The sequence below is a fragment of the Kribbella sp. NPDC004875 genome (assembly GCF_042873375.1).
GTDB lineage: Bacteria > Actinomycetota > Actinomycetes > Propionibacteriales > Kribbellaceae > Kribbella.
Map to the genome: position 1 here is coordinate 1208382 of NZ_JBIALI010000002.1, position 17893 is coordinate 1226274.

Genomic DNA, 17893 nt, shown 5'->3' on the forward strand with positions numbered 1-17893 from the left:
CACACCCGCGTGCCCGGCCGGCTGCGGCCGGCGGGGCACGGCGGGGAAAGGACACGACGATGAGGCGGTTGGTGATCCTCGGTGGCGGTACGGCCGGCACGCTGGTGGCCAACAAACTGCGGCGCCGGCTGGCGTCCGGCGACTGGCAGATCACGGTGATCGACCGGGACCACGCCCACCTTTACCAGCCAGGTCTGCTGTTCATGCCGTTCGGCGGCCGCGGGGATCTGCGCAGGTCACGCCGGCGCTTGTTGCGTCCGGGCATCCAGTTGTTGCTCGGCGAGGTCGAACGGGTCGATCCGGAGCGGAAGCGGGTGCGGCTGGCCGACGGGCAACTGGTCGGGTACGACTACCTGGTCATCGCCACCGGAACCACTCCGCGCCCCGACCAGACGCCGGGGATGCTCGGAGCCGAGTGGCGCCGGAGCATCCACGACTTCTACACCTACGACGGCGCGGTCGCGCTTCGCGACGCCTTGAGCCATTTCTCCGGCGGACGCCTGGTGGTGCACGTCGTCGAGCAGCCGGTCAAGTGCCCGGTCGCACCGTTGGAGTTCGTCTTCCTCGCGGAGGCCTACTTCCGGCGGCTCGGAATGCGGGACCAGGTCGAGTTCGTGTACGTGACGCCGTTGGACGGCGCGTTCACGAAGCCGGTGGCGTCGCGGTACCTCGGCGGGCTGCTGGACGAGCGGAAGATCACGCTCGAGACCGACTTCCTGGTCGAGCGTGTCGACGCCGCGCGCCGGGTCCTGGTCAGCTACGACGAGCGTGAGATCGAATACGACCTGCTGGTCACCGTGCCGCTGAACATGGGCGCCGACTTCGTCGCCGCGTCCGGGCTGGGTGACGAGCTGAACTATGTCCCGGTCGACCGGCACACCATGCAGTCGACCGCGTACCCGGACGTCTTCGCCATTGGCGACGCCAACGACCTGCCGACGTCGAAGGCGGGCTCGGTGGCGCACTTCTCCGGTGAGGTCTTCGCGGACAACTTCTGTGAGTACGTCGCCGGCCGGCCGATGAGCAGGCAGTTCGACGGGCACGCGAACTGTTTCGTCGAGACCGGCGACGGCAAGGGCCTGCTGATCGACTTCAACTACGACACCGAACCGCTGCCGGGACGCTTCCCGCTGGGCCGGCTCGGACCGCTGTCCCTGCTCCGGGAGACCAGGGCGAACCACTGGGGGAAGCTCGCGTTCCGCTGGGTCTACTGGCACCTGCTGCTCCCGGGCCGCCGGCTACCGGTGCCGGTCCGGATGTCGATGGCCGGCAAGCACCGGCCGCACGAGGAGGTAACGCGATGACCACCGTCCACGTCGATGCCGAAGGTTTCCTCACGGAATACGACGAGTGGAACGAGGAGCTCGCGGTGCAGCTCGCCGCCCGGATCGGGATCGAGCTCACCGACGAGCACTGGAAGGCGATCCACTTCCTGCGCGAGGACTACCCCACGCACGGCGAGACCGCCACGTTGCGCCGGGTGTCGGCACTGACCGGCATCGGCGTGAAGCAGTTGTTCGTGCTGTTCCCCGGCAAGCCGGCCAAGAAGATGGCGTACGTCGCCGGTCTGCCGAAACCACGGGGATGTGTGTGAGACAGGAGGCACTGCCATGACCACCACGCTGCCGCAGGTCGTCCCGGACTTCGACGACGTCGCGACCGCCGGCCGCAAGCTGGCCGTCATCTGTTCCAAGGGCAACCTGGACATGGCCTACCCGGGCCTGATCCTGGCGAACGCCGCACTGGGTGAGGGCGTCGAGACGCACCTGTTCTTCACCTTCTGGGGCTTCGACATGATCACCAGGTCGCGGATGCACGACCTGAAGTTCACGATGCTGGGCAACACCGCGACGCACAAGCCACAAGGGCTCGGCGGGTTACCCGGGATGACCGCGATGGCGACGCATCAGATGAAGAAGCAGATCCGCGAGATCGGCGTCCCCGACGTACCGGAGTTCCTCGACCAGATCGTCGCGTCCGGCGGTCACCTGTGGGCCTGCCGGATGTCCGCCGACCTGATGCACCTCGACGAGAGCGATCTGTACGAGGCTGTCGAGGGCATCATCAGCGCCGCCGACTTCATCGAGAAGACCGAAGGTGCCCAGATCGTCTTCATCTGACCCGCGCCGTGCCGGCTCGGGCGGTGTGAACCGCTGCTGGTACGGCGAGCGCGAGGGCGGGTACGGACCAGAGCCAGAAGCCCCAGCCGAACAGCATCAACGCCAGGTGGAAGAGGACGACGGCGACGTACCCGGCGAGCGGGACCGTGACGAGCAGGACCGCGATCGTCAGCTCGGCGGCCGCGAGGAGCAAGGCCCACCGTGTCGGGTGAGCCATGAAGACGCTCTGCCAGCCGTTCTCGACCCAGCCGAACAGACCGGCGTCGCCGAATCCGTCGTACGAGCGGGGAGTGGTGAGCGCCAGGATCACGTGGACGCAGGCGCCGGACGCGAAGACCGCGACGAAGCCCCAGTGGATCGCTCGCCAGATGGTTGCCGAGGGGGCGTCGGGCGCCGGGGCGGTCATTTCAGCCGCCGGTGGCGGCGGCGGGGATGACGGCGACGGGGCAGTCGGCGTGGTGCAGGACGGTCTGGCTGACGGAGCCGATCAGCATGCCGGTGAAGCCGCCGCGGCCGCGGGCGCCGAGGACGATCAGCGCGGCGTCCGACGCGAGCCGCAGGATGTGTTCCGCGGGGTGCCCGGTGATCTGGACGAGTTCGGCGCCGTGGCCGCCGCGTTCGTGCACTGCGGTCCGGAGCTCGTCCTCGGTGATGTGGTGAAGGCCGGTGCCGGCGGGTTGCGCCGCGACGACGCGGACGTCGAGGTCGTGCCGGTGCGCGTAGTCGAGGCCGACGTCGAGCGCGGTGTCGGCGGCCGGCGAACCGTCGTACCCGATCAGGACCCGGGTGCCGGCCAGGCTGCCGAGATCTGGCCGTACGACGACCACGGGGCACCGGGCGTTCGCCACCAGATCGAGACCCGTCGAACCGAACAGCGCACCGACCATCGTCCCCAGTCCGCGGCTGCCGATCACCACCGTCGCGGCCTCGGCGGACGCCTTCACCAGGACCGTCGACGGAGCGCCCAGGTCGAGGCGGCCGTCGATCACCAGGTCCGGCTGCAACTGACGAGCCTGTTCGACCGCGCGGTTCACGATGTGGCCCGCGTCGGCCGGCGGGTGGCCGGGGGCGACGACGTACAGCAGGTGGAGTTCGCTGCCCAGCGACGCGGCTTCGGCGGCCGCCCACTTGACCGCGACGTCGGCGGCCGGTGAGCCGTCGATGCCCACGACCACGGGCTGGTGGCTCATGCGGGTTTCCTCGAGGGGACCGGCGGACGAATGCCGTCGCCCGCGAGCAGTAGTTCGCGAAGCCGGCCGACGAAACGTGCCGCCGGTGCGCCGTCGACCACGTCGTGGTCGAGGCTGATGGTGAGCTGCAGGAACTCACGCTCGACGAGGACGCCTTGGAACAGCACCGGCCGCCGGGCAATGCCGCCGACGACCACACTGAGCGTGTGCAGCTGGAAGCCGATACCCCAGCCCGCGCCCGCGCCGAACATCCCGACGGCCGTCACACCGACCGTTCCGGCCAAGGCCTGCTGGCGCTGTGGCAGCCGGTGCAGCCCGCCGAGCAGCGCGACCCGGACGAACCCGGGCAGCAGCAGGTATCCCCGGGCCCAAGAAGCCTTGCGCACCGACGGACTGAGTTGCGGATCCGCCTTCACCGCGTGGATCTCGGCGGACAGATCCTCGACCGTACGCCGGGCCGCGTCGCGCAGCACGTGGGTGAACGCGAACGGCACGCCCTCGACCTCGACCTCCACCGGGAACCCGATGTCGACCTGGCCGAAGACGACCTCGCGGCCGCGCAGGTCGCGATAGGCCTGCACCGCCGGGTCGGCCGCCACGGCCGCCGCGACGCAGTGCACGACGAACGCCGTGAACAGACGATTGCTGTCCATGCTGCGAAGCATGGCGCGCGCTGACGTGACGTCGACCTCGAACAATGCGTGAATGGCGTGCCGGCGACGAGCCGCGCGCCCGGTGTCGATCACCAGCTGCCGCACCCACGGCGCCCGTCGTACCTGCGTGTCCTGCACGAGGCCACCTCCCGAACCAGCCTGGTTCGAGCATGCGCCGGCGCAGGGCCCGCGCGCACCGGTCGATCGGTCCCGACGGTGCGGGACTTTGGACTCTCAGCTGCCTATTTCCCGCCTATTCGTCACGGAGGGCGGCGGCGTGGTCCGGTACGTGGTTCTGCAGCTCGCGGGGCGTGCGCTCGTACCCCTTGGACGGCGGGCGGGCCGGCAGTTCGAGGGGCAGTCGCTGGACCTCGTGGTACGGGATCGTCGACAGCAGGTGCGCGATCATGTTGATCCGCGCCGAGCGTTTGTCCTCGCTCTCCACGACGTACCACGGCGCCTCGGGGATGTCGGTGTGGACGAACATCTCGTCCTTGGCCCGCGAGTAGTTCTCCCAGCGAGTGATCGACTCCAGGTCCATCGGCGACAGCTTCCAGCGCCGCATCGGGTCCTCGAGGCGGCTGCGGAACCGGTTCTCCTGCTCACTGTCACTGACCGAGAACCAGTACTTGCGCAGCAGTACGCCGTCCTCGACCAGCAGCCGCTCGAAGATCGGGCACTGGTGCAGGAACCGCGCGTACTCCTGGTTCGTGCAGAAGCCCATCACGTGCTCGACGCCGGCCCGGTTGTACCAGCTGCGGTCGAACAGCACGATCTCACCGGCGGCCGGCAGGTGTTCGGCGTACCGCTGGAAGTACCACTGCGACCGCTCCCGCTCGGTCGGGGCCGGCAGCGCCGCGATCCGCGCGACCCGCGGGTTCAGGTACTGCGTGACGCGCTTGATCGCGCTGCCCTTGCCGGCCGCGTCGCGGCCCTCGAAGACCACCACGACCCGGGCGCCCTCGACCCGGACCCACTCCTGCAGCTTCACGAGCTCGGCCTGCAACCGGAGCAGCTCCCGCTCGTAGCGCTTCTTCGGCAATCGTCGCGTGTCGGTCATGCTGCACGATCTCGCATCCGCGGCGCGGATCCCAGCAGTCACGCCGGGGACGGGCCTTTCGGCCCTACGACGACCGGCCGGAATGGCGTTGGCTCGGACCAGAACCAGGATCCGGCCTGCGCGAAGGAGCGAGATGAACGAGGTGACGGCGGCCGAACGGGACGCGTTGCTGCGCGCCGCGGTGGCGGCGCCGTCGATGCACAACACCCAGCCGTGGCGGTTCCGGTTCGCGGGCCGGACGGTCGAGGTGTACCGGGACCGGCGGCGGGAGCTGCCGGCCGAGGATCCGTCGCACCGGATGCTGTTCGTGTCCCTGGGGGCGGCGATCCTCAACCTGCGGGTCGCGGCCGCCGCACTGGGGATGGGCTCGGAGGTGCGGCACCTGATGGACCAGCAGCGGCCGGACCTGGTCGCGGTCGTGGAGCTCGGTGGTGTGCCGGTGGAGTCGATGGCGAGGCTGGCGCCGTACCTGACCGAGCGCCGGACGAACCGGGAGCCGTTCAGCGAGACCCGGCTGCCGGCGCAGGTCCGGGTGGAGCTCGACCTGTGCGCGCGGGTCGAGGGCGCCGTACTGCAGTGGCTGGACAAACCGAGCCGCCGTTGGTGGTTGCGGATAGCAACGAACGAGGCGACGACGGCCGACGACGAGGACGCCGCGCGGACGGCCGAACGCCGGCAGTGGGTCGGTGGTGACCGGGACGTCGACGGCGTGCCGTCGAGTGCGCTGGGTTCGCGAATCGCCGGTGGCAATCCGCTGAAGCGCGAGCTGGCGGCGACCGAGGCGGATGCCGAGCGACCGGTGGCGACGTTCGAGCAGGAGCCGCAGCTGGCCGTGCTCGCGACCCGGTACGACGGCCCGATCGAGTGGCTGCGCGCGGGACAGGCGCTGGAACACGTGCTTCTGGAGGCGACCGCCCGCGGAGTGGCGACCTCGCTGCTGAACCAGGCGATCGAGCACGAGGAACTGCGGCTGCAGATCAACGACCCGCTGGGCCCGTGGCAGCGGCCGCAGGCGGTGATCCGGTTCGGCTACGGCTCGGACGTGCCGGCCACGCCGCGCCGGCCGATCGGGGACGTTCTGATCGGTGAGTGACAGGTCAGGGGGACGGTGCAGATGAGCGGCGGGAAGCAGCGCACGGGGGAGCTGTGGGTGCTCATGCAGGCGCGGCGGCTCGGTTTCGGCCGGACCACGCTGCGCCGCCGGCCGGACCGGATCGAGGCGCTCCTGCTGTGGTGCGTCCTGATCGCGGCGTTGCTGATGATCCCGGTCGGAGCGGCGATCGGGACGAGCATGCGGAACTCGCTCGACGCTTCCGCGACGCAGGAACGCGCGAAGCTGTACGAGGTGCGGGCCCGGACCTTGGAAGACACCGAGCCCGTGGCGTCCGGGATCCCGGGCGGCGTGCTGTCGCTGGTCCCGGTCTCGTACGTCGACTCCCACGGAACCGAGCGTGAAGGGCTGACCACGGTCGTGATGGGGACCAAGGCCGGCACCGACGTGATGGTCTGGATCGACACCTCCGGGATGATCGTGACGACGCCGCGGTCCCCGGCCGACAGCGCCGCACTCGGTGGCACCGTCGGGACCTTCTTCGTCCTCGGCGCGTGGCTGCTGCTGTGGGGTGGGTTCCGGCTGGCGCGGATCCCGCTGGACCGGCGCCGGCTGCGCGACTGGGACACCGAGTGGCGCACCATCTCCGCTCGGTGGGCACGCGGCCAGAAGTAGCCGCACCCACCCCTTGCTCGGGACCTTCGGCTCTGCAACCGAGCGTCCTGTCGTCCGAGCCTGGCCTCTACGGACGTCTGACGACAGGAGGGGTGAGATGAGTACAGATGAGCCGGGCAGGGCCAGAGTTGATGAGCCCCGGACAAGCCAACCGCTACAAAGTCCCCAACCGCCGGGCACGCAACCGCCGGGCACCCAACCGCCGGGCAGCCAACCGCCGGGTGCTCAGCCGCCCGCGCCGCAGCCGTCCGGTGGTCGCCGGTCGGGGATGTCGGCGGGGCGGATCGTCGCCCTGGTGATCGGCATTCTCGTGACGCTGGCGTCCGTGGTGGGCCTGACGATCGGCGGCGCGCTGGCCTGGCTCGACGAGGGGCGACGCGACTCCGCGGGGTTCATCACCTCGGACAAGGTGACGCTGACGTCGCCCGGGTACGCGGTGACCAGCGCGAACCTCACGATCGACGCCGGTGCCGCGAGCATCCCGCACCGGTGGTTCGGCGACGCCCGGATCCGGGCCCGGAGCACGGACGGTACGCCGATCTTCGTCGGGCTCGCGAACTCGAGCGACGTACGCCGCTACCTGTCCGGTGTCGCGTACTCGACCGTGACGGATCTCGGTCCGAACCGGACGACGTACGCCGAGCACGCCGGCGGGGCGCCCGTCGTACCGCCGGCGGCGCTGCGGATCTGGCGCACGCAGGCGTCCGGACCGGGGGAGCAGTCGATCTCCTGGCCGTTCGAGGAGGGCGACTGGACGCTCGTGGTGATGCCCGCGAACGGTAGCCGGGGCGTGAACGTCCGGGCCGACGCGGGAGCGACCGCACCGGTCCTGGAGTGGGTGTGGATCGTCGTCCTGGTCAGCGCCGGCGTGACCTTCGTCCTCGGCGTTCTGCTCGTGGTGCTGGCAGTCGTCCGGCAACCGAAGCCGGGACCTTCGCCCCTGCAAGGGTCACCGGCCCCGCCGTCGAATGGAAGTGACGGCAGAACCGTTTGAGGGGGTAACCAATGAGTGTGCGGGTAGGGATCAACGGCTTCGGGCGCATCGGGCGGGACTATCTGCGGTGCGTGCTCGAGCGGCGTTCGACCGGTATCGAGGTGGTCGCGATCAACGATGTCGCCGCACCGGCGACACTCGCACACTTGCTCCGCTACGACTCGACGTACGGGCCTCTGAAGGAGGAGGTCGGGCACTCGGACGACACGATCACGGTCGGCGGCCGCTCGCTGCGTGCGACCGCCGAGCGTGATCCCGCCCGGCTGGACTGGGCGGCCGTCGGGACCGACGTCGTGATCGAGTCGACCGGCAAGTTCCGTACCCGGGAGGCCGCCGGCGCGCACCTGAGCGCCGGCGCCCGGAAGGTGATCCTCTCGGTGCCGGGCAAGGACGTCGACGTGACCGTCGTTCTCGGCGTCAACGACGACGACTACGATCCGGCCGCCCACGACGTGATCTCGAACGCCTCGTGTACGACGAACTGTGTCGCGCCGATGGTGTCGGTGCTGCACCAGGCGTTCGGCATCGAGCGTGGCCTGATGACCACGATCCACAGCTACACCAACGACCAGGTGCTGCTCGACGGCCCGCACAAGGACCTGCGGCGCGGACGGTCCGGTGCCGCGAACCTGATTCCGACGAGCACCGGCGCCGCCCGCGCGGTCGGGCTGGTGATCCCCGAGCTCGCCGGGAAGATCGACGGTGTCGCGGTCCGGGTGCCGGTCGAGGACGGTTCGTTGACGGATCTGTCGGTCGAGCTGTCCGCCCCGGTCTCGGTCGCGCAGGTGAACCAGGCGTTCGCCGACGCCGCGGCCGGACCGCTGAAGGGCATCCTGCGGTACACGACGGATCCGATCGTGTCCCGCGACATCATCGGCGACCCGGCGTCGTGCATCTTCGACGCCCAGCTCACCCAGGTCCAGGACCACCTGGTCAAGGTCTTCGGTTGGTACGACAACGAGTGGGGCTACACGAGCCGGCTGGTCGACCTCACCGAGCTCGTCGCGGCCTCGTTGTGATGGGAGCAGAGATGAACAGCGAGTACGCCGTCCGGCTCGACGGCGACCTGGGTCCGGAGGAGATCGGTGTCAAAGCCGCTCGGCTGGCCGAGTTGGCGACCAAGGGCATTCGGGTTCCGGAAGGCTTCGCGGTGACCGCCGCGGCGTACCGCGAGTTCGTCCGCGACGGCCGGCTGGGCCCGGTCGTCGGCCGGGAGATCCGGAGGTTCCGGGCGGGTCGTGACCTGGAGGCGGCCGCCGCGGCCATCCGCTCCGCGTTCCGCGACGCCCCGGTGCCGCAGGCGGTGGCGGACGAGATCCTCGCCGCCTACAAGGAACTCGGCGGTGAAGGCACGGAGGTAGCGGTCCGCTGCAGCCCGGTGACGACTCCGGACGCGGTGGATCACGAGGTCTTCCTGCACCTCACGACCGGCGCGGACGTGGTCGCCGCCTGCCGCCGGTGCTTCGGGTCGCTGTACGACACAGTTGCCGTCGGCAACCGCGAGGCCGCGGGGATCGATCAGCTGAAGGTCGTCATGCCGGTGACCGTGCAGCAATTGGTGCGTTCCGACCTGGTGGGCTCCGGCACGGCCCGCGGCGAGAACACGTTCGTCCGCGTCCACGCCACGTGGGGCCTCGGCGGGCCGCAGGCGTCCGATGCCGATCTGTACTCCGTCCATCCCGGAGCGCGACCACTGATCGTCAGCCATTGCGGTGCCAAGCTGACCAAGATCGTGTCGGCCGAGCCGCGCGGAACGCGCACCGTCCCGACGACTCCGGACGAGCGGGCAGAGCTGGTGCTGAGTGAGGACGAGTTGCGGGAGCTCGCCGGCTGGTCGGTCCTGGCGGATCGGCACTTCCGGCGGCCGACCACGCTCGACTGGGCGAAGGACGGGCTGACAGGCCGCCTGTACGTCGTTGAGGTCCGTCCGGGCGTGCCGCCCGCGATGACGATCGGTACGCCGGATCAGGGTGTCCGCGTGCCGCAGTACCGCTGAATCCGCTGACTCCGCTGACTCCTCACCAGGTGCCGTGGGCGTTGCGGATGGCAGCCTGCGCGCCGAGGAGACCGTAGTGACCGTCGTACCGGGCGTACAGGGCCGCGAGCCGGCCGGTCGCCTTGTCGGTGAAGATCTCGACCGGTTCGCCGGTGAGGTCCAGCCGCGCGGTGGCCGCGGCGACGCTCCGCCGCTCCGCGGTGGCTAGCACGATCGGCGGGGTCGGGACCTGGAGGCCGACGGGGTTCGGCCGTGCCTGGACGATCCGGTACCCGCCTCCGCTGTGGACGATGATGCTGTCCTGGTGGCTGTACCGCTCCCGGAACAGGTGGAACCGATAGTCCATCGCCTCCAGCGCCAGGACTGCTTCGGCCGCCGTCATCACCTCCGGATGGCAGATCTTGTGCCGCGCGACCCGGCGGACGGCCGGTGGCAGCAGCTCCGGCGGTGACGGCGGGAGCAGGGTGCTGACTCGCTCGCGCAGGCACTCGGCCAGCGCGCCGGGGAACAGGTGCAGCTGCTCGATCGTGCGGATCGCGAGCAGGCTGACCACGTCGGACATCGTCTCGGCCGCCACCTGCGCCCGTACCCGCCGGCCGCCGGCCAGCTGTACGTCGACCTGCGCGACCAGCGGTCTGCGCAGCCCGGGCTCGGTCAACCGCGTGAGTCGCGCCCGGCTCTGCGACGCCCACGGGCCGAGGATCGGCGCGAGATGCTCGTTCATCACCGCGGCGGCGTCGGTCGGCAGGATTCCCACCGTGCTGACCAGCAGCGTGGTAACAGGTCTGAACGGCAACGTGACTTGGCCATCTGTCCTCATGCGTCCCCCTGACGTTGTAGGACCACTGGTAGGACCACTGTCGGACCAGCGCCGGAGACTCGGGCCGGACACTTTCAGGCTGGCATTGCGCCACGGCTCGTAGCAGGTCCGTTGGGCCCTGAATCAGGGCCGTTGGTCCCTGCCGCCGGTCACTGGGCGCGGGTGACGATCGTCGGTACGTGACGGCGAGGGGAGGGACCGTGAGCGAGCTCGGCGCGGAGTGGTCGAACGGGCGGCCGGTGCTGGTCGGGTACGACGGATCGCCGGCCAGTGGTGCGGCGGCGCGATGGGCCGCCGCCGCGGCGCAGGACCTCGGTCAGCGCGTGCGGATCATCCACGTGATGTCCTGGCCGGTACTGCGGAGCACGGGCGGCGCCGCGCTGGCGATCGGGACCGACGCGCTGGGGCGGGAGGCCGAGCAACTGCTGGACAGGACCTGCCGGGAGGTCCGGGCCGAGTTCCCGGGGGTGGAGATCGAGGCCGAGGTCCCGATCGGTGACCCGGTGCCGGTGCTGCTGCGGGAGGCCGTCGGCGGGGCGTTGCTGGTGCTCGGTTCGCGAGGGCTGGGGGAGGTGCGTGACCTGGCCGAGGGGTCGGTGATGGCACACATCGCGACCCACGCCGCCTGCCCGGTGGTCGTCGTACCGGCGGGGTGGGCGCCACGTCAGGACCGGCCCGGGCGGGTGGTCGTCGGGGTGGACGGGTCGGTCCGCAGCGAGCAGGCGATCGGGTTCGCCTACGAGTTCGCGGAGCGTATCGGTGCGTCGATCACGGCCGTTCTGGCGTGGAAGGACCTGCAGCGCACCGGAGACCTGCTGTTCCCAGTGCACGACCCCGCCGTGGTCGAGGAGGACGGCGCCGCGGTACTGGCCGAATCGGTCGCCGGTCAGGCGGTCGACCACCCGGACGTGAAGGTCACCGAGAAGCTCGTCCTGGGTACGGCGTCGCGGGTCCTGACCGAGGAATCGCGGGACGCCGACCTGCTGGTCGTCGGTTCGCGCGGGCGGGGCCGGGGCCGGGGTCTGGTGCTGGGATCGGTGAGTCGCGCGGTGCTGCACCACGCCGTGTGCCCGGTCGCTGTCGTCCGCTGAGCTCGGACCGAGAGACACTGCCAATATCCGCAGTCAGTATCCGCAGTGTCTCAGGGAGTGAAAGGAGCGCCGGTGATGTCGAAGTACATCGTCGTAGGCGTGGACGGTTCGCCCGAGAGCTTGCTCGCGCTGCACTGGGCCGTCGACACCGCCGAGCAGCGCGACCGGCCGGTGCGGGTGGTGCGTGGCTATCCGAGCGACTTCGGCCAGTGGCCGGCGGCCGCGATGGCCGGGTACGTGCCGCCGCCGATGCCGGTCGACGCCTTCCAGGAAGAGCTCGACGAGGCGGTGCGGTACGCCCGGGACCGGCTCGGGGAGAGCGCCGCGTCCGGATTGCTGACCGTCATCGATCCGGCGCAAGCGATCCTGACCGAAGCCGACGGGGCCGAGCTGGTCGTGGTGGGGTCGCGGTCCCGGAGCAGGATGGCGGCCGCCGTGCTGGGCTCGGTGGCCACCGCAGTCGCGTCGAAGGCGCCGTGTCCCGTGGTTGTGGTCCGTGGGGTGGACGAGCCGGGTCAGGACGGCGGAGCGAGCCGGAGCGGTCCGATCGTCGTGGGTACCGATGGCTCGCCGGATTCCGAGGACGCGTTGAGCTTCGGGTTCGAGGAGGCAGCCCGGTCCGGGCGGTCGGTGGAGGTGGTGTACTGCTGGAATCCACAGGTGGACTTCGCGGAGACGATCGCGAGCACCGATGACCTGCTCGAGGGCTGGCTCGTCGAGCACCTGAAGCCGTACCAGGCCAAGTTCCCGACGGTGCCGGTGCACGCGGCAGTCGTCGAGGGGCGTCCCGCCGTACGGCTGATCGAGCTGTCCGCAAAGGCGTCGATGGTCGTCGTCGGCTCGCGCGGCCGCGGCGGCGTCAAGGGCCTGCTCCTCGGCTCGGTGAGCCAGAGCCTGCTGCTCCAGGCCGACGCGCCGGTCGCGATCGTCCGTCGGCAAGACGAGTGACGCCCGGCTTCTGACCCGCCACAGGGGCTGGGTGGGTGAGCTGATGCGGCAGCTCACCCACCCTTCGGCGGTGCTGCTCCGGATATCGCCGACGAGCCGTGGTGCCGGAGTCGAGGCCTGAGGCGGACGCGGAGGGGCAGGCGAAGGGGGAGAGCATGAGCGCCGTTTTCGATTGGCTGGCGCACCTACCCGCGTGGCTGGTGCTCACCGTGGTCTGTCTGCTGCCGGCACTCGAGGCCTCGACCTTCCTCGGCCTCGTGGTGCCCGGTGAGACCGCGGTGATCGTCGGCGGGGTGGTCGCGCACGCCGGCGGGCTGCCGTTGGCGGCGGTGATGGCCGCGGCCGCGGTCGGTGCGATCGCAGGCGATCAGGTGGGGTTCCTGGTCGGGCGCCGGTACGGGTCCGGAGTACTCGAGAGACTGCCGCGGCGGTTCCGCCGCCCGGAGCAGATCGAGCGGACTCTCGCGCTGATCGGCCGGCGCGGCGCGGCGGCTGTCGTGCTCGGGCGGTGGACCGCGGCGTTCCGTGCGCTGGTGCCGGGTATCGCGGGGATGAGCCGGATGCGCCGCTGGGAATTCACCGTCGCGAACGTCGTCGGCGGGACGATCTGGGCCGTGCTGGTGGCGGGCGGGGGTTACCTGGCGGGCGCGTCCTATCGGGCGCTGGAGCAACGCCTGGGTGTGGTGAGCGGCGTACTGCTCGGCGTTGTCGTGGTCGCGCTGACAGTGGCTCTGGTGGTGCACCACCGGAGGTCTTCACGCTGAGACGGTTCGTCCGGTACGGGAAGCGTCCAAGGAACGGCTAAGAATCGCGGGCGATCGTCGGAGCATGACAAACCGCGGTCCGGGCCAGGTGGCGAGCCGACCGCGGCGAGTGCGCGTACGCCGGGTGCGCGCGACACCGGCGTGGTGGCGCGATGCCATCGGGCTGGCCTGCTGGGCGAGCGCGCTGGTGGTCATTGCACTGTGGGTGTCCGGGCGCGGCCTGCAGTCGCTGGCCGGCGGCCCGGCCGACCTGCTGACCACGCTGGGCCGCCTCTCCGGGCTGGTCGCCGCGGATCTGTTGCTCGTGCAGGTGTTCTTGATGGCGCGAGTGCCGATGATCGAGCGCAGTTACGGCCAGGACGAGTTGGCGCGCCGGCACCGGCTCGTCGGGTTCTGGTCGTTCAACCTGTTGCTCGTCCACATCGTGTTGATCCTCGGCGGATACACCCTGCGTGACCACGACAACCTCCTGCGCGAGACGTGGAACGTCGTCACGACGTACGGCGGGATGCTGCTGGCGACCGCGGCGGCGATCGCGCTGACGCTGGTGGTGGTGACGTCGGTGAAGGTCGCGCGGCGGGCGCTGCGGTACGAGTCGTGGCACCTCCTGCATCTGTACGCGTACATCGGCGTCGCACTGTCCGTCCCGCACGAGATCTGGACCGGTGCGGACTTCACCACCTCACGACTCGCCCGGGTGTACTGGTGGTCGGCGTACGGCGTCGCGCTCGGCGTGATCGTGCTGTACCGGCTCGCGCTGCCGCTGTGGCGGACGCTGCGGCACGGTCTGACCGTGCGGGAGGTGATCCCCGAGGCGCCCGGCGTGGTGACGGTCCTGCTCGGTGGTCGCGGTCTGCACCGGATGCCGGTCCGCGCGGGGCAGTACTTCGTGTTCCGGTTCCTCGACGGTCCGGGATGGTCACGGGGCAACCCGTACTCGTTGTCGGCATCACCCGCGCCGGACCGGCTCCGGGTGACCGCGAAGGCCGCAGGCGACGGGAGCAGCCGGCTCGCCCGCCTGCGGCCCGGGACGCGGGTCGCGGTCGAGGGACCGTACGGGCGGTTGACCGCGGAGCGGCGGGAGACGGACCGGGTCGCGATGTTCGCCTGCGGCATCGGCATCACTCCGCTCCGCGCGCTGCTGGAGGAGCTGGAGTACCGGCCCGGCGACGCGATCCTGGTCTATCGCGCCCACAGCGAGGCGGATCTGGTGTTCCGTTCCGAGCTCGAGCAGCTGGCCGAGCGGCGTGGGATCACCTTGTACTACCTGCTCGGGCCACGGATGCAGCATCGCTCGTCGTGGCTTCCGGAGAGTGCACGGTCGTGGTCGGACGAGGACGCCGTACGGCATCTGGTGCCGGAGATCGCGCAGTACGACGCCTACGTGTGTGGGCCGGATCGGTGGATGGACGCGATGTGTACGGCGGTGCTCGCGGCTGGGCTGCCCGCTGCACGGCTGCATCAGGAACGGTTCTCATGGTGAGAGGAGCAGGTGTATATGAGGCGCGGGATCAAGGTGCTGATGACGATCGCGACGACAGCCGTGCTCGCGGTCGCGTTCCGATCGAGTCTGCAGTCGTCGAACCCGGGAGCGACCGCAGCGGTCGTCGTCCCGGCAGAGCACTCGAGACGACCCGGCGCCCGCCCCTCCACCCAGCCCGGGCGCGCCGGCGACCGGATCTCGCCAACTCCACGCCACAGCACGCCTCGCACACCGAGCTCTAGCACCACAACACCCCGTACACCGACCACACGGACCAGTCCGGGACCGACCGCGGCGCCGACCACTCGGCCCACGAGTGCAGCGGTTGTCGTCGCGGGAGGTGTGGTGAACACGCAGTACGGGCCTGTGCAGGTGGGGATCACTGTGCGCGGCGGGCGGATCACCAAGGCGCACACGCTGCAGCACCCGAGCGGTGACGGGCAGACCGATCAGATCAACGGCTACGCGGTCCCGCAACTCAACCAAGAGACAATGGCAGCCCAGAGCGCGCAGATCGACACCGTCTCCGGCGCGACCTTCACCTCCGAGGGATACCGTCAGTCGCTCCAGTCCGCCCTCGACGCGGCGCATCAGGCCGGTGCGCGATGACCGCACATTCGGACCGGCTACGGCGGAACCTGGTGGTGGGCGGGAGCACCGGCGTACTGCTGGTGCTGCTCTTCGTCTACCCAACCAGCCGAAACCACGTGTCGACTGCGTCGACACCGGCAGCCACGCCAGGCGTTGTCAGTCCCAAGCCCGGGTCCGGTGACCTGACCGCCAACGGCTCGTCCGAAGGCACGCGGTACGGGCCGGTGCAGGTGCGGATCAGCATCCGCGGGCACCGGCTGATCGCAGTGACCCCCTTGGTCTACCCGGCATCGGGCGGGCGCGACCGGGAGATCAGCTCGTACGCCCTCCCGCAGCTGCAGCAGGAAGCCATCGCCGCGCAGAGCGCCCGCATCGACACGGTGTCCGGGGCAACCTTCACCTCCGACGGCTATCGGCGCTCGCTGCAATCGGCACTCGACGCCGCTCACTTCCGCCCTGCCGGCTGACGCCTTCCAAGAAACCTCCAAGATCACTTTGCCAGCCTGACTGCTTCCAGCTCGTCCGAGTCGAAGGAACGTGATGCAGACAGTCAACGGTCTTCCCGCCCACGTGCTCCTCGTGCACGCCATCGTCGTCCTGCTGCCGTTGTCCGCGGTCGTCCTCGCGCTCACCGCGCTCTGGCCCGCTGCCAGGCGCCGCCTCGCCGGGCCGAACGCGGCACTCTCGCTGCTCGTCGTGGTGCTCGTCCCCATCACGACGAGCGCAGGCGAGTGGCTGGAGCACCGGCTGTCACCGAACCCGCTGATTCATCGGCACGCCGAACTCGGTGACACCGCCATCTACGCCGCGCTCGGTGTCGCGGTGCTGGCGGTTCTGGTCTGGTGGCGGCAGCGGGAGGCCGGCGGGCGGACGCCGGTCAAGCGAACCTTCCTCGCGCCTGGCTCGAGCGGCCTCACCACTGCGCTGACCGTGGTAGCCGTCCTGGTCGCGGGCGTCGCCGTGTACGACGTGGTGCGGATCGGCGACTCCGGCGCCAAGGCGAGCTGGAGCGACTGGGCCGCGCGCCCCTGACCGGAGTTCGCGCGACGACCGCCCGAACGTGACGTGCTCGGTGAGCTGCACGGTCCACAGAGTCAGCAAGCCGGCGATCGCCAGGGTGCGGAACAGCGTTGGTGCGAAGCCCATCGCGAGTACTGCGCACGCGAGTGCGGGTAGCGCCAGGACCGGCGTGAGCCAGCTGACCACGGGCGGATCGTGCGGGTCGGCCAGCACCAGCGTGATCACGCCGCCACACATCAAGAGGCCGGCCGTTATCGCACGCTCCGGAATCAAGTGGCCGGAGGCAAGGAAAACGCAGTAGAGCGCGATCAGCAGACCGAGCGGGATCGCGGCGACGACGACGCGACGGCCGGGCACGACAGCCCGGTCGTCGTCGGCATGCTCGTCGGCATGGTCGGTGGCGCGGTCGTCGGCGCGGTCCACGGTGGTTCGTTTCGCGTCAGGTTTCGGGGCGGTGCACGACGGCGACCGGGGACTGTGAGTGGTACAGCAGACCGCGAGCGACGGACCCCATCCGCAGCTCCGAGAACGCCGTCCGGCCCTGCCCGCCGACCACCACCAGATCCGCGGCCTGCGACTCACGCGCCAGCACCAGCACCGGATGATCGGTCACGCCTCGACGCTGCACCGGTACGTCGGAGTACTTCGCGGCCCACCCTTCGAGCGTCTGCGCCAGCAACTCGTCGGCGGACTGCACCCACGGCTGCCGGGCCGAGTCGACCCAAACGTTCGGATCCGGGTACGTCTCCCGCACGTCGATCGCGTGCACACCGAGGATCTCGGCGCCGGTCGCCTGCGCGAGCTCGAACGCGAACCGTAACGCGTCCTGGCCCTCGAGCGACCCGTCGATCCCGACCACGATCCGCCGCCGGGCGGGTGCGGCCGGGTCCCAGGTGTCCGGTACGACGATCAGCGGGACCTTGGTCGCGAGCGCCGTACAGACCTGGGACGTGGAGCCGAGCACCAGTTCGGCGAAGCCGCCCATGCCGCGCCGGCCGACGACCAGCGCACACGACTGCTCGGCGAGATCGAGGAGGGTCTGCGCCGGGTGACCGTGGCGGACCTCCAGCGAAGCGGTCCGGAACCCCAGCCGGTCGAGTTCGTGCAGGGCGTCGTCGAGCACCTCGGTGCCGTCGTCCGGTCCGGTCGGCGGCACGGCGATGGGCTGTTGCCGTTCGTCGTCGACGACGTACACCGCGTGCAGCGGGGCGTGTTGAAGGTCGGCGTACGACGCTGCCCAGGTCAGCGCGATCAGGCCGTCGCGGGATCCGTCGACTCCCACCAGCACAGGCATGTGTGGGGACACTTGCTCGGACATGGGCACCTCCAGGGGCTGGACTCCTGCGGCTCCAGTCAAGTCGCGGGCGGCCGGGGCGGGCAGGACGGAAGGTCCCGTAGCGGCGCACCGAAGGTCCCGGTCCAGGCGGGCTGTTCGGC

The 17893-nt window shown here is 70.4% G+C and carries 21 protein-coding genes; 15 read left to right on the forward strand and 6 right to left on the reverse strand.

The annotated features are described in order from the left end of the window. The first annotated feature begins 59 nt into the window (after window positions 1–59). The 3 genes from ACFYRH_RS16840 to ACFYRH_RS16850 are packed head-to-tail and all read left to right on the forward strand — an operon-like array spanning window position 60 to window position 2120. Complete coding sequence (locus tag ACFYRH_RS16840) at window positions 60–1304, forward strand: NAD(P)/FAD-dependent oxidoreductase (protein ID WP_387775007.1); 1245 nt, start codon at window positions 60–62, stop codon at window positions 1302–1304. Continuing rightward, window positions 1301–1594 (forward strand): TusE/DsrC/DsvC family sulfur relay protein, encoded by a 294-nt coding sequence (locus ACFYRH_RS16845; RefSeq protein WP_387775010.1) that lies wholly within the window; start codon window positions 1301–1303, stop codon window positions 1592–1594. The genes ACFYRH_RS16840 and ACFYRH_RS16845 overlap by 4 nt, the downstream gene beginning before the upstream one ends. 16 nt (window positions 1595–1610) lie before the next feature. After that, window positions 1611–2120 carry a DsrE/DsrF/DrsH-like family protein gene (locus tag ACFYRH_RS16850; RefSeq protein WP_387775013.1) on the forward strand — a complete coding sequence of 170 codons (510 nt, stop codon included), beginning with the start codon at window positions 1611–1613 and terminating at the stop codon, window positions 2118–2120. Here ACFYRH_RS16850 and ACFYRH_RS16855 read toward each other — a convergent pair. From ACFYRH_RS16855 to ppk2, 4 genes are all read right to left on the reverse strand, one after another. Beyond that, window positions 2113–2526 (reverse strand): hypothetical protein, encoded by a 414-nt coding sequence (locus ACFYRH_RS16855; RefSeq protein ID WP_387775016.1) that lies wholly within the window; start codon window positions 2524–2526, stop codon window positions 2113–2115. The genes ACFYRH_RS16850 and ACFYRH_RS16855 overlap by 8 nt on opposite strands. A 1-nt stretch (window position 2527) precedes the next feature. Next, on the reverse strand, window positions 2528–3310 hold the full coding sequence (locus tag ACFYRH_RS16860; RefSeq protein ID WP_387775019.1) for a universal stress protein: 783 nt from the start codon (window positions 3308–3310) through the stop codon (window positions 2528–2530). Further along, window positions 3307–4101 carry a 2-oxo acid dehydrogenase subunit E2 gene (locus ACFYRH_RS16865; protein ID WP_387775022.1) on the reverse strand — a complete coding sequence of 265 codons (795 nt, stop codon included), beginning with the start codon at window positions 4099–4101 and terminating at the stop codon, window positions 3307–3309. Before ACFYRH_RS16865 ends, ACFYRH_RS16860 begins: the two co-directional genes overlap by 4 nt. A 115-nt stretch (window positions 4102–4216) precedes the next feature. Further along, window positions 4217–5023: a polyphosphate kinase 2 gene (gene ppk2 / locus ACFYRH_RS16870; RefSeq protein ID WP_387775025.1), complete on the reverse strand. Its 807-nt coding sequence runs from the start codon at window positions 5021–5023 to the stop codon at window positions 4217–4219. Between the two features lie 133 nt (window positions 5024–5156). Between ppk2 and ACFYRH_RS16875 the strand changes: the two genes are divergently transcribed. The 5 genes from ACFYRH_RS16875 (at window position 5157) to ACFYRH_RS16895 (ending at window position 9739) form a co-directional block, all read left to right on the forward strand. Next, entirely contained in the window at window positions 5157–6116 is a 960-nt protein-coding gene (locus tag ACFYRH_RS16875) for an Acg family FMN-binding oxidoreductase (RefSeq protein WP_387775028.1), read from the forward strand. A 21-nt stretch (window positions 6117–6137) separates the two neighbouring features. Next, a complete protein-coding gene (locus ACFYRH_RS16880; protein ID WP_387775031.1) occupies window positions 6138–6749 on the forward strand; it encodes a hypothetical protein in 612 nt (203 codons plus the stop codon). A 295-nt stretch (window positions 6750–7044) separates the two neighbouring features. After that, a complete protein-coding gene (locus tag ACFYRH_RS16885) occupies window positions 7045–7743 on the forward strand; it encodes a hypothetical protein (RefSeq protein ID WP_387775034.1) in 699 nt (232 codons plus the stop codon). A gap of 11 nt (window positions 7744–7754) precedes the next feature. Further along, complete coding sequence (gene gap, locus ACFYRH_RS16890; protein ID WP_387775037.1) at window positions 7755–8762, forward strand: type I glyceraldehyde-3-phosphate dehydrogenase; 1008 nt, start codon at window positions 7755–7757, stop codon at window positions 8760–8762. An 11-nt stretch (window positions 8763–8773) separates the two neighbouring features. After that, on the forward strand, window positions 8774–9739 hold the full coding sequence (locus ACFYRH_RS16895; RefSeq protein ID WP_387775040.1) for a PEP/pyruvate-binding domain-containing protein: 966 nt from the start codon (window positions 8774–8776) through the stop codon (window positions 9737–9739). Window positions 9740–9761: 22 nt separating this feature from the next. Here ACFYRH_RS16895 and ACFYRH_RS16900 read toward each other — a convergent pair whose 3' ends face one another. Next, window positions 9762–10559, reverse strand: coding sequence for a sigma 54 modulation/S30EA ribosomal C-terminal domain-containing protein (locus tag ACFYRH_RS16900; RefSeq protein ID WP_387775043.1), 798 nt, complete (start codon window positions 10557–10559; stop codon window positions 9762–9764). Between the two features lie 200 nt (window positions 10560–10759). On the opposite strand from ACFYRH_RS16900, the gene ACFYRH_RS16905 reads away from it, so the two are divergent. The 7 genes from ACFYRH_RS16905 (at window position 10760) to ACFYRH_RS16935 (ending at window position 16468) form a co-directional block, all read left to right on the forward strand. Next, window positions 10760–11650, forward strand: a complete 891-nt coding sequence (locus ACFYRH_RS16905; RefSeq protein WP_387775046.1) for a universal stress protein — start codon at window positions 10760–10762, stop codon at window positions 11648–11650. Between the two features lie 75 nt (window positions 11651–11725). Then, entirely contained in the window at window positions 11726–12598 is an 873-nt protein-coding gene (locus ACFYRH_RS16910) for a universal stress protein (RefSeq protein WP_387775049.1), read from the forward strand. 155 nt (window positions 12599–12753) lie between these two features. Then, window positions 12754–13362 carry a DedA family protein gene (locus ACFYRH_RS16915; RefSeq protein WP_387775052.1) on the forward strand — a complete coding sequence of 203 codons (609 nt, stop codon included), beginning with the start codon at window positions 12754–12756 and terminating at the stop codon, window positions 13360–13362. Between the two features lie 64 nt (window positions 13363–13426). Continuing rightward, entirely contained in the window at window positions 13427–14845 is a 1419-nt protein-coding gene (locus ACFYRH_RS16920; protein ID WP_387775055.1) for a ferric reductase-like transmembrane domain-containing protein, read from the forward strand. Between the two features lie 345 nt (window positions 14846–15190). After that, on the forward strand, window positions 15191–15454 hold the full coding sequence (locus ACFYRH_RS16925; RefSeq protein ID WP_387775058.1) for an FMN-binding protein: 264 nt from the start codon (window positions 15191–15193) through the stop codon (window positions 15452–15454). Continuing rightward, window positions 15451–15903: an FMN-binding protein gene (locus ACFYRH_RS16930; protein WP_387775061.1), complete on the forward strand. Its 453-nt coding sequence runs from the start codon at window positions 15451–15453 to the stop codon at window positions 15901–15903. Before ACFYRH_RS16925 ends, ACFYRH_RS16930 begins: the two co-directional genes overlap by 4 nt. Window positions 15904–15976: 73 nt before the next feature. Then, window positions 15977–16468, forward strand: a complete 492-nt coding sequence (locus tag ACFYRH_RS16935) for a DUF2231 domain-containing protein (RefSeq protein ID WP_387775064.1) — start codon at window positions 15977–15979, stop codon at window positions 16466–16468. 427 nt (window positions 16469–16895) lie between these two features. Here the strand turns inward: ACFYRH_RS16935 and ACFYRH_RS16940 are convergent, their stop codons facing one another. Next, window positions 16896–17774, reverse strand: a complete 879-nt coding sequence (locus tag ACFYRH_RS16940; protein WP_387775067.1) for a universal stress protein — start codon at window positions 17772–17774, stop codon at window positions 16896–16898. Window positions 17775–17893 lie beyond the last annotated feature (119 nt).